General features: G+C 68.1%; 11 protein-coding genes. 3 read left to right on the forward strand and 8 right to left on the reverse strand.

The genetic code is table 11. From position 1 onward, the window contains the following. Positions 1–425 precede the first annotated feature (425 nt). Together AB0903_RS33480 and AB0903_RS33485 are read left to right on the forward strand one after the other, a co-directional pair. On the forward strand, positions 426–830 hold the full coding sequence (locus AB0903_RS33480) for a MerR family transcriptional regulator (protein ID WP_366708515.1): 405 nt from the start codon (positions 426–428) through the stop codon (positions 828–830). A 364-nt stretch (positions 831–1,194) separates the two neighbouring features. Beyond that, on the forward strand, positions 1,195–2,316 hold the full coding sequence (locus AB0903_RS33485; protein ID WP_366708516.1) for a peptidoglycan bridge formation glycyltransferase FemA/FemB family protein: 1,122 nt from the start codon (positions 1,195–1,197) through the stop codon (positions 2,314–2,316). Between the two features lie 744 nt (positions 2,317–3,060). Here AB0903_RS33485 and AB0903_RS33490 read toward each other — a convergent pair. The 8 genes from AB0903_RS33490 to AB0903_RS33525 form a co-directional block, all read right to left on the reverse strand. Further along, on the reverse strand, positions 3,061–4,563 hold the full coding sequence (locus AB0903_RS33490) for a SulP family inorganic anion transporter (protein ID WP_366708517.1): 1,503 nt from the start codon (positions 4,561–4,563) through the stop codon (positions 3,061–3,063). 638 nt (positions 4,564–5,201) lie between these two features. Further along, positions 5,202–5,441, reverse strand: a complete 240-nt coding sequence (locus tag AB0903_RS33495; protein WP_366708518.1) for a hypothetical protein — start codon at positions 5,439–5,441, stop codon at positions 5,202–5,204. Between the two features lie 98 nt (positions 5,442–5,539). Then, the gene (locus AB0903_RS33500; RefSeq protein ID WP_366708519.1) at positions 5,540–5,779 is read right to left on the reverse strand and encodes a hypothetical protein; all 240 of its coding nucleotides are present in this window, start codon (positions 5,777–5,779) and stop codon (positions 5,540–5,542) included. A gap of 19 nt (positions 5,780–5,798) precedes the next feature. Next, positions 5,799–6,005 (reverse strand): hypothetical protein, encoded by a 207-nt coding sequence (locus tag AB0903_RS33505; RefSeq protein WP_366708520.1) that lies wholly within the window; start codon positions 6,003–6,005, stop codon positions 5,799–5,801. Positions 6,006–6,393: 388 nt separating this feature from the next. After that, positions 6,394–7,149 (reverse strand): hypothetical protein, encoded by a 756-nt coding sequence (locus tag AB0903_RS33510; RefSeq protein WP_366708521.1) that lies wholly within the window; start codon positions 7,147–7,149, stop codon positions 6,394–6,396. 408 nt (positions 7,150–7,557) lie between these two features. Then, a complete protein-coding gene (locus AB0903_RS33515) occupies positions 7,558–8,181 on the reverse strand; it encodes a hypothetical protein (RefSeq protein ID WP_366708522.1) in 624 nt (207 codons plus the stop codon). Positions 8,182–8,373: 192 nt separating this feature from the next. Next, positions 8,374–9,975, reverse strand: a complete 1,602-nt coding sequence (locus AB0903_RS33520; RefSeq protein WP_366708523.1) for a peptide chain release factor 3 — start codon at positions 9,973–9,975, stop codon at positions 8,374–8,376. Beyond that, positions 9,972–10,430: a MerR family transcriptional regulator gene (locus AB0903_RS33525; RefSeq protein WP_366708524.1), complete on the reverse strand. Its 459-nt coding sequence runs from the start codon at positions 10,428–10,430 to the stop codon at positions 9,972–9,974. The genes AB0903_RS33520 and AB0903_RS33525 overlap by 4 nt, the downstream gene beginning before the upstream one ends. A 227-nt stretch (positions 10,431–10,657) precedes the next feature. Here AB0903_RS33525 and AB0903_RS33530 point away from each other — a divergent pair. Next, positions 10,658–10,752: 6-phosphofructokinase (locus AB0903_RS33530; protein ID WP_366702851.1), on the forward strand; the 95-nt coding region annotated here is incomplete at its 3' end.

Consider the following 10,752-nt stretch of genomic DNA (forward strand, 5'->3'; position numbering starts at 1 on the left):
AAGACGCCAGCCAGTCCGGCCTCGACATGCGCAGCTTGGGAACTGCGGACAGCGGTGAAGACATGCAACCGTTTCTGTTCGGGCGCACGCATCCATCCATGAACACACGCGCATCGTGATCCCGGGCGGCCCGGCCAGGAAGGGGGCCATGCCAGTGGGAGTGCAGCCGCTGGGGCTGACGGTCGGGCATCATTGCCCGAAGGCTTGCGAAGCCCGCGTGGGGCTTGCGCTCCGCCGAGGTTGCCCGACCACTCCAGCAGTGGGCCGGCCTCACTCGCGATTTTACCGTGACGTGAGGGCAGAGTGCGAGGTGCGGCTTGTGAAATGCAGGTAAACACAGCTTCGGATCATGTGATTCTGGACACGTATGCTGGGTCACTTCGCACGTTCGAAGAGCAGCAGGACGCAGAGGGAGCAGGCGCGGGATGACAGAGCGGCAGATGCAGATCGGCGAGGTCGCCGAGCGGACCGGTTTGTCGCTGCGCACGATCCGGCACTACGAGGAAGTCGGCCTCGTTGTCCCGTCCGCCCGCAGCAAGGGCGGCTTCCGCCTCTACACCGAGGCCGACGTCGAACGCCTGATGGCCATCCGCCGCATGAAGCCCCTGGACTTCTCCCTGGAGGAGATGCGGGACCTCCTGGAGATCAGCGACCGCATCGCGGCCACCGACGAGCTGCCCGCCGGGCAGGAGCGGGAGCGGCTGTACGAGCGGCTGGACTCGTACCGCAAGGTCGCGGACGCGCGCTGCGAGACGCTGCGTGCGCAGTTGATGGCCGGGGAGGACTTCGCCGCCACGCTGCGCCGCAGATTGAGTGCCCACAAGTCGTAAGGGGCGACGGACAGGAACGTCACTCCCCAACGAGCCCTGCGGACTGTTTCCGCATGCGAGCCGAGACCGGCAGGGTGGTCGTCCACGCCGCCGGCGGCAGGGCCGCCGCGGGCCGGTCGCTGGGCCCCGGTGCCCCGGGCCTTGTTTCCGGCGTGGCGCACCGGGTGCGGCGTTCGCGCGCGCCTTAATGGAGTGGTTGCGTCACCGAACGCCTGATCCGGTGTCCTGCAAGCTTCCCACCGGACCGATTGCGGCCGGGTCCGCTCCGGTGGAGCGGTCGGCTTGGGACGAACGGCTGCTGGAGACGAATAGCCGCAGACCAGGCGCAATGTGAATGAGGAGTGTCGAGCGGAGGAGCACTGCCGTGAGCTATCGCCTGAGACCGATCTCCCGCGAGGAGCACCTTGCTTTCGTCGCGACCCGACCGTCGGCGAGCCACATGCAGATGCCGTCATGGGGGCACGTCAAGCCGCAATGGCGTGCGGAAAGCCTTGGCTGGTTCGATGACCAGGGGTGCATCAGGGGCGCCGGACTGGTGCTGTACCGGCAGATGCCGTGGCTGAAGAGATACCTGGCCTACCTTCCCGAGGGGCCGCTCATCGACTGGTACGCCACCGATCTGGACCGGTGGCTCGACCCGTTGCTCGCGCACCTGAAGTCGCGAGGCGCGTTCTCGGTGAAGATGGGGCCACCGGTCATCATGCGGCGCTGGACTGCCGAAGCAGTGAAGTCGGCCATCGCGGACCCGCATGAACGGCGGCTGCGGAACGTCGAGGCAACTTCCTGCGATCAGCGGGCCTTCGACGTGTGCGACCGGCTCCGCCGTATGCGCTGGCGGCAGGGCCATGACGGCGACGGAGACGGCTTCACCAAGGGACAGCCGCGTTTCGTTTTCCAACTCCCCATCGTGGGAAAGACGTTGGACGAGATCCAGCATGGCTTCAACCAGCAGTGGCGCCGCAACATCAAGAAGGCCGAGAAGGCAGACGTGCAGGTGGCCCGTGGCGACTACGAGGATCTGCCGACCTTCCACGCGCTCTACCTCGAGACAGCGGAACGTGACGGGTTCACCCCGCGGCCCCTCCCCTACTTCCAGCGCATGTGGACCGCTCTGAGCGCCGAGCATCCCGATCGGGTGCGGCTCTACCTCGCCCATCACCATGGCGACGTGCTCTCCGCAGCCACCATGCTCACAGTCGGGAAGCACACCTGGTACTCCTACGGTGCCTCCACCAGCCGCAAGCGGGAGCTCCAGCCCAGCAACGCCCTGCAGTGGCGGATGATGAGCGACGCCCACCAACTGGGTGCGGACGTCTATGACATGCGCGGCATCACCGACATGCTCGATGAGAGCAGCCACCAACTCGGCCTGCTCCGCTTCAAGGTCGGCACCGGCGGCCAGGTGGCGGAGTACATCGGTGAGTGGGACTACCCGTTGAACGGGGTCCTGCACGGCGCATTCGATCGTTACATGAAACGACGCTGACGCCGGTGTGGCTATGCCCTTGCAACCCGCCGCGAATGATGATCCTGCCTGATCGAGGACGCAAAGTCACTGGTCGCTGATGTGCCGCGCGAAGGGCACGCCAGTAGCTGAAGGCCGGTGCTCGTCTTCGAAGGCGATGCTTCATCACATGCCCTACCCGGGAGACTTCTCCCGGCTCGTCCTCGGGCAGGGCCTCGTCTACGCGCACGAGATGCGGGAGGACGGCGAACCACTTTGGAGACCGCGGCGTACGAGGCGGGCCGATGCTCCGCCGCCCCCGAGCCGGGGTGAGGCAACGGATTCACCACAGCTCGGGAACGACTTCTTGGAAGCAGGCCGACTACGTCGGCGAGCACGAGACACTCTACCGTATGAGGAGAGTTGCGGGGCGTGACTTCATCGCGCGATTCGCCAAGTCCCCTGAGATTCCCTCACCGTAGACGGCGGCGAGTCAGATCAAGAACAACTTCACGCTTACGTAGCGTCAGAGTATGGTGATCGACTGGCGACGCGATGGACTGGTGAGGCGTCGCCCTCGCGGTCCCGGCATGGCTCCCCGTCCAAGCCGGGATCGCGCCTGCCGGCAGGCGCGACGCTGATGCGTCGAGGCGCAGGAGACAACCCCTCCGCCTCGCGTCGAGGCGCAGGAGACGTCCCCTCCGCCCGTCGCAACGAGGCCGGTCTGCCCGCACAAGAGACCGCCCCTGCCCGCGGTCCGTGGTCTGCGGGCAGAGGCGGCCGGTCTCAGTGGCCGGCGGTGAGTTGGCCTGCGAGCTTGCCGTGCATATCGGCGCTGGGCTTGTTGAGGCCGATAATCGTGACCTTCTTGCCGCGCTGTGCATACTTGCTCTCGATCGCATCGAGGGCCGCCACCGAGGACGCGTCCCAGATGTGCGCGTCGGTCAGATCGATCACGACATCGTCCGGATCGTCCTTGTAGTCGAACTGGTAGACCAGATCGTTCGACGAGGCGAAGAACAACTCACCGGTGACCGCATACACGACCTGGTTGCCGTCCGGGTCCACCACGCCGGAGACCTCGGCCAGATGCGCGACCCGCTTGGCGAAGATCACCATCGCGACGACGCAACCGACGACCACGCCGATGGCGAGGTTGTGGGTGGCCACCACACAGGCGACGGTGACCGTCATGACCACGGTCTCGCCGATCGGCATCCGCCTCAGCGTCCTCGGCTGAATCGAGTGCCAGTCGAAGGTGGCGACGGCCACCAGGATCATCACCGCGACCAGCGCCGCCATCGGGATGTCGGACACCACCGGACCGAAGACGACGACGAGGACGAGCAGGAAGGCTCCGGAGAGGAATGTGGAAAGCCGGGTGCGGGCACCGGACGTCTTCACGTTGATCATGGTCTGGCCGATCATGGCGCAGCCGCCCATGCCGCCGAAGAACCCGGTGATCACGTTCGCGACACCCTGGCCCAGCGACTCACGGGTCTTGTTCGAGTGGGTGTCGGTGATGTCGTCGACCAGCTTGGCGGTCATCAACGACTCCATCAGACCCACCAGAGCGAACGCGAACGCGTACGGAGCGATGGTGGTCAGCGCGTCAATGGTGAACGGCACGTCCGGCAGGCCCGGCACCGGCAGGGAGGACGGCAGATCGCCCTTGTCGCCGACGTTGGGGACCGCGATGCCGGCGGCAACGGTGATCACCGTGAGGACGACGATGGAGATCAGCGGCGCCGGAACAACCTTGGTGATCTTCGGAGCGAGCACCATCAGGGCAAGCCCGCCGACGATCAGCGGATACACCGCCCACGGGACATCGGCCATCTCCGGCACCTGGGCCATGAAGATCATGATGGCGAGGGCGTTGACGAACCCGACCATGACGCTGCGCGGAATGAACCGCATCAGTTTGGCCACTCCCAGCGCGCCGAGCACGATCTGGATCAGCCCGCCGAGGATGACGGCCGCGATCATGTAACCGAGACCGTACTCATGGTTGAGCGGTGCGATGACCAGGGCCATCGCACCGGTGGCGGCGGAGATCATGGCCTTGCGGCCACCGACCACCGAGATCACCACGGCCATGGTGAACGACGCGAAGAGGCCGACGGCCGGATCGACACCGGCGATGATCGAGAAGGAGATCGCCTCCGGGATCAGCGCCAGGGCCACCACCAGGCCGGCCAGCACTTCGGTGCGGAAAATCTTCGGAGAGGCGAGCCAGTCCGGCTTCGACATACGCAGCTTGGGAGCAGGGGACAGCGGTGAAGACATGCAACCGTTTCTGTTCGGGCGCACACGTCCAGCCGCTGAACGTACGCGCGTCGTACGCGATTCCGCACGAAAGCGAAATCCTCGGCGGGCTGCACTGTGGAGCCCTGGCCGAATGGGCGGCAGCCGCCGGGGCTGCCCGTTCGGGCCTCATTGCCCGGAAGTCTTGTTGCCGGCGGAGCCCGATCGGGGCTCACGGCCTGCGCGGCACTTCGATGCCAGATGGCACCGGGTGCCTTCGAATCTCCACTCTACCCTAACGTTAGGTCAGGGTGGGCGTAGGACCTTATGAGATGCCGATAGCCAGCCGGCTGATCATGTGAGCCAGACGCGTCGGAGCGCTGGCGTGCAGGCACCTGGAACAGCGGCAGGCCCCCACCACGCAGGCGGGGACCTGTTGGGTCGGTCACGCGTGAGGGCGGAAGAGCCGGTGCGCCAGGAGCTGCTTGGCCTTCTGCGCGCGCTCCCGGTCCTGGCATACACCCGAGCGTCCGATTGCGGCGGCCGTCGTCGCTCCGGTGAGGCAGGAAACGGTGCGCGGGGCGCGGCAGGTGCCACGGCAGGGAAGGCTCTGCAGTGCCCGTCACGTCCTGGACGAGGAGAGTGCCTGTCGCGTCATGGACGAGGGCGGTGGCGTCAGGTCAGTATGCCCACCAGCGCCCCTCCGCGGTCTGCTCCTCCCAGAGGGTGCTTCCGTCCTCGCGGACTTTGCGGACGTAGGCGTTGGCGACTCGCTCCGCCTTGACGGTGCAGATGACGGACCAGTTGCCTCGGGCGTCGACGCTCTCGAAGGCCACGTCGCCGGAGCCCGTGCGGGTGGCCCGGCCGGCGGTGAGAATCATTTCCGAGCCGTCGGTCAGTTTCATGAAGAAAGTACCCACCGGTTTCCTCCTGCGCCATGGGCGAGATACCTGCCGGTCGCTGTGCTTCAGTCGCCCCAGGGCCGGCGGAACGACCCGAGTCGGGGCCGACGGTCTGGCTAGTAGCACCACCAGACGCCGTCAGACGGCTGCGGCAGCCAGGTGCAGTCGCCTCCTTCGACGGGTCCGCGCCGGAAGACCGCCATGACCGCGTGGGCGGGGTATGCCCTCACTCGCTCCACTCTGCCGTTGTGATCCGTCCGTTCCAGTACGATCTCGCCGGTGGCTGTGCACCCGGCCGCATCAGCCTCGATGACGGCATCTGCTCCGTCGGCCAGTTGCAGCATGAACAGGGCCATTGCTTCTTGCTCCGTGATCTCAGAGTCCGACGGGGACCAGGGGGAGGTCTTCCCAGACCTGGCGCAGTTCGGTGTAGCGGCGGTCGGGCAACTGGGCCAGCACCTCCCGGACTTCGGGACGGGCGCCGGCCGCGGCAATGAGCAGGTCATGCTTGCTCAGTGCGCCGTTGGAGAACAACTTGCCCAAGTGGTCGGAGATTTCGAGACGGGTGACGATGTCAGCCATTGCTCTCCTCAGCGTCTGAGTGCACTCGCGCGTGAACGGCGCGGCCGTGCCGTGAATGTCAGGGCAGCCCTGACGGGCGGCTCCTTCGCCACTTCCGGGCCGTGGCGCGGGAACGGGGCCCACGGCCCGGAAGCAGCTTCTGGAAGCAGGCCGACTGCGTCGGCGAGCAACACTACTCTAACGCAAGGGTAGAGTACGGCGGAAGTGGCATGTCGCACCGCCCGCTCGACCGGCGGACCGGCCCGTCCGGCATCGGCGGGCGCGAGGGCCGCCGGGGACTCCGTCGGGCCTGGCGGACGGTCGGCCGAGGTTCGAACCGCGGCGTCCGGGTCCGCCGGGCCCCTCCATCCGGACGACGGGCCGGGCCGACCGTTCATGCGGCCGGACCTCAGGGATGCAGGAGGTGCAGGCGGCCCGGCATCGATTCGAAGCGCAGCGGTGCGCGTACGTCGTGGGCGGGCGTGCCGTCGATGTCCAAACGACAGACCCCCCAGGGACGTTCGTAGCGCAGTCGCCTCACCCGGCGGGTTCCGAAGGCATCGCTGTCGACCTGCAAAGAGCCGTCAGTCTTGAGAGTGACGCTCAAAGGACGGTCGGCGGGGGCGGCGAGCTTCTCGTTGTCGAGCAGCAGAGAAGCACTCCCGGGATGGGACTGGAGGGATGTGATGGTCGCGTGCCGGACGGCGATGTCCAGGGCGGCGCCCGGCAGATGCACTCCGATGACCGGTCGCCGGTGGCCGCTGTGAACAGTCAGCACGCCGGGCTTCTCATGCTGTGGGGGTTCGATGAGCAGAGGCAGGTTCCACAGGGCGGCCGCGCGCAGTGCCCGAGTGTACTGGGAGCCGCTGGCATGGACGAGCAGATGAACGCGGGGGCGCCGCCGCTCCTGCGGGGCTCGGTGGCGCTCGCCGGCCTCCGGCACGGGGCTCAGCTCCACCCCTCGGATGCCCTGATGCGACAGACGCTCGCGCAGCGCCCGCGCCCGCACGCGGTCGGCTCTGCCCCAACCGCGCAGGATGCCCAGTACGGGCCTGGTGGGGCCCAGCTCACGAGCCAGCCGTATGGCGGCATTCAGCAGGGGCTCGTGTGCGAGCTCGACGTCCACGCGCTCGGCGCCGGGCAGAGGGGGTGTGCGAGAGGACATACAGGCTCCTTGCTGCTCGCAGAAGGTGGGCACGTCCACGCTCCTGCGAGGACTTCCCATGAGAGGGGGTCCGCGAGGCCGGACTGTGGTCAGGGCAGAACGCCGGCCTCGCGGACGGCGGTGCGCAACCGCCTCGGGGCCGTCGCCGCCCGGCCCCGACCGAGTGACCCGGGTCGAGGGCTGTGCGGCGTCGCTCCGACCGCGCATCTCTAACCTAGCGCGAGAGTTGATGTCTTGTGTATTTCGAGCAGGACCAGGACATTGTCGGCCCAGACTTTTACGTTGATGTAGAGTTGAACGGGTCGATCGGTTCTGGACACATCGATCGACACGGCGGCCCCGGAAGGTCCTCCACTCGACGTGGCCGGGGCCGCCTCTCGATGTGCGGCGCGTCCCCCGCGCTCGGATTCAGCGGAACTTCGCGGCGGGGTCGGAGGTGAGCCAGCCACGAGCACCCCAGAAGTCGATCGCCCGACGGATCGTGTCGAGCGCCCGCTCGGCTGCCGCAGTCCGGCGTTCGCCCCAGTGGCCGTGGCACCAGTCGGCGAGTTCGTCGGCCGCCTCCGGCCCTTCGAGGACGCCGAGACGGTTGTGCGAGCCCAGGTGGCTGCCGAGAAGGACCATGGCGGTGTGGTCGACTTCTCCGGAAGCCTCCGCGAGGAACGCGGCGACGGCCTGCCGTACGGTCGGCACCGCCGCGGGAACGGGACGACTGCGCTGCACCTGGGGGCGTCCGGTCACGGCGCCCGGCTGGGAAGCACCGGCGGTCGACGTCTTCGGCCGATCCGCCGGCGGCGCGGGCGGGGGTGCCGGCGGCAGGACCGGCTTGGTCGTGGCAGCGGGTTCCCCTGCGACGGTGGCCTGCGGCGCCTGGTCCTTCGTGCCGTACAGGCAGGCGGTGACGTACTCGGCGGGTACGGGCGTGTTCTGCTCGACGGATCGGTCCAGGACTTCCGCGTCGCAGGTCCGGCACAGCGGCAGCTGCCGCCAGCCGATGATGGACAGTTGAGTACCGCGTGAATGGCGTGTCATGGCCTGCGGCCGTTCCACGATGTCGTCGCCTCCGCAGCCGGCGCAGCGTCGTGCGCCTCGCATCCACCGTGCGCCGCAGGACAGGCAGGTGATCTGGATGTCTCCTCCGAGGGGTGCCCCTTGCAGCTCCTCGCTCTCTCCGCATGACGGGCACTCCGCCACGGCCGTCATCGGTGTTCTCCCTTCACCCGGTCAGTCGTGCGCGGCCAGGAGGTGCTCGAGGCGGGCCTTGGGGAACTCGCGTTGGAAGGAGTTGGCCTGCCAGCGGTCGGGGAACAGGGCGAGTTGGGCCTTGTCCCTGAGGCGGGTCAGGGCTTCACCCTTGACCAGCCGTGAGCGGTTGAGTGCCTCGGCGCCGGCTGCGTCCGTGGCGCGCGCCAGACGGAAGGGCAGGCTCTCCAGCCGTACGGGAGCGGAGAATTCGCCGGCCATGCGGGCGGAGACGACGTCGAACTGCATGGGGCCGACGGCGGCGAGCACCGGCGCCTGGTCCCCGCGGAGGTCGGAGACGAGGACCTGCACGACACCCTCCTCGTCCAGCTGGGCGATGCCGCGCCGGAACTGCTTGGAGCGGCCGATGTCCACGGGGCGTACGACGGCGAAGTGCTCGGGGGCGAAGGTCGGCATCGGCGGGAACAGGGCGGGCGGGCCGTCGTAGAGGGTGTCGCCGACGCGCAGGGCGGTGGCGTTGACCAGCCCGACGACATCGCCGGGGTAGGCGGTGTCGACCATGGAGCGGTCCTGGCCGAAGACGCTGTGCGCGTACTTGGTGGCGAACGGTTTGCCGGAGGCGGCGCGGGTGACGGTGGCGCCGCGTTCGAAGATGCCCGAGCACACGCGCAGAAAGGCGATCCGGTCGCGGTGGGCGGGGTCCATGTTGGCCTGCACCTTGAACACCAGCCCGGAGAACGGCGCGTCGACCGGCCGCCGGCCGCCGCCCTCGAGTTCACGCGGTCCCGGTGGCGGTGCCAGGTCGACGATGGCGTCGAGCAGCAGCCGTACCCCGATGTTGGAGATCGCGGCACCGAAGAACACCGGTGTGGAGATGCCCGACAGAAACGATGTCCGATCGAACTCCGCCCCGTCGGCCTGCAACAGCTGCAGTTCCTCCGTCGCCTGTTCCCAGTCGGCGCCTTCCTCGAACGCGGCCTGATCCGCCGACAGGCTCTCCTCGATCGCCTCGTGAGCACCGCCGGGGGCCCGGGTGTAGCGCAGCATCTCCTCGGGAGCGCGTACATCGATCAGTCCGCGCATATAGCCGGCAGCCCCCACGGGCCACGTGACGGGCGTCGGCCGGAGGCGGAACTCGCGCTCGATCTCGTCCAGCAGTTCCAGCGCCTCGCGTCCGGGGCGGTCCCACTTGTTGACAAAGGTGATCACAGGAATGCCGCGGTGACGGCAGACGTCGAAGAGCTTGCGGGTCTGCTCCTCGAGCCCCTTGGCCGCGTCGATGAGCATCACCGCGCAGTCGACGGCCGCCAGCACCCGGTAGGTGTCCTCGGAGAAGTCGGCGTGCCCCGGCGTGTCCAGCAGATTCAGTACACAACCGCGGTGGGCGAACTGCAGCACCGCCGAGGTGACGGAGATCCCGCGGGCCTTCTCCATCTCCATCCAGTCCGACGACACTCCCCTGCGACCGGACTTCCCGTGGACCGCTCCCGCCTCAGTGATCGCCTGCGCGTGCAGGGCCAGCGCCTCCGTCAGGGTCGACTTGCCCGCGTCCGGGTGGCTGATCACCGCGAACGTCCGCCGCCGGGCCGCCTCACCGGCCGCCCACTCACTCGCCGCGCTCACCGAACCGCCTTCGGCGCGCCCTGGGCCGCCGGGGCGCCCTGGGCCTCGAGCACGTGCGCCAGGTGGCCGTGCAGGGAGCGCGCGAAATCCTCCGCCGCTCCCAGCTCACGGCGAAGATCCTCGCACCGTTCATTCGCCTGCACCCAGTACCTGCGCAACCTTGTCACCAGTTCCTCGTACGCCTGCTCATCCGTTTCCGGCATGGGACCGCCCCGCTCGGGCAGCTGGTCCAGCACCGTGAGCAGCGCACGCACATCCTCCAGGCAGAACCCCAGCGGTCGCATACGCCTCACCAGCGCCAGACGCCTGACCTCCGCCTCGGTATAGAGCCGGAATCCGCCCAGGCTACGCCCGGTCGGAGCCACCACGCCGACCTCCTCGTAGTGGCGGATCGTGCGCAGGGACAGCCCGGTACGCTCCGAAACCTCGCCGATCTGCATCAGCCTCTCGCCCACGGCTTCACCGCCTTGAGTCGTCTGCTCGGCACCCTTGCCGACTACAAATCTACCCTGACGTTAAGGTAGATTGGCAATCGCTGGAACGAGGGTGGCTCCGACAGGCCGCCGTCGTCGTCAGGCGGCACCGCCTCCCGTTCCCCGCTGGGGGCGGGGCCGCCCCCAGCCGATGTTCGCTGGGCGGCGTGGCCCCGCTGCCGGACGACCCCTTCAGGAGTAGTGCTGCAATGCGCATTGGTGTGCTCACTTCCGGCGGCGACTGCCCCGGTCTGAACGCCGTCATCCGTTCCGTCGTGCACCGCGCCGTAGTCGACCACGGTGA

This window comes from Streptomyces sp. NPDC048389 (assembly GCF_040706335.1).
Classification (GTDB): Bacteria; Actinomycetota; Actinomycetes; order Streptomycetales; family Streptomycetaceae; genus Streptomyces.

Bases quoted from the DNA above. Each gene is read 5' to 3' on its own strand.
- AB0903_RS33480 (WP_366708515.1), top strand. From the start codon at position 426: ATGACAGAGCGGCAGATGCAGATCGGCGAGGTCGCCGAGCGGACCGGT.
- AB0903_RS33490 (WP_366708517.1), bottom strand. From the start codon at position 4,563: ATGTCTTCACCGCTGTCCCCTGCTCCCAAGCTGCGTATGTCGAAGCCG.
- AB0903_RS33500 (WP_366708519.1), bottom strand. From the start codon at position 5,779: ATGGCCCTGTTCATGCTGCAACTGGCCGACGGAGCAGATGCCGTCATC.
- AB0903_RS33505 (WP_366708520.1), bottom strand. From the start codon at position 6,005: ATGGCTGACATCGTCACCCGTCTCGAAATCTCCGACCACTTGGGCAAG.
- AB0903_RS33510 (WP_366708521.1), bottom strand. From the start codon at position 7,149: ATGTCCTCTCGCACACCCCCTCTGCCCGGCGCCGAGCGCGTGGACGTC.
- AB0903_RS33515 (WP_366708522.1), bottom strand. From the start codon at position 8,181: ATGACACGCCATTCACGCGGTACTCAACTGTCCATCATCGGCTGGCGG.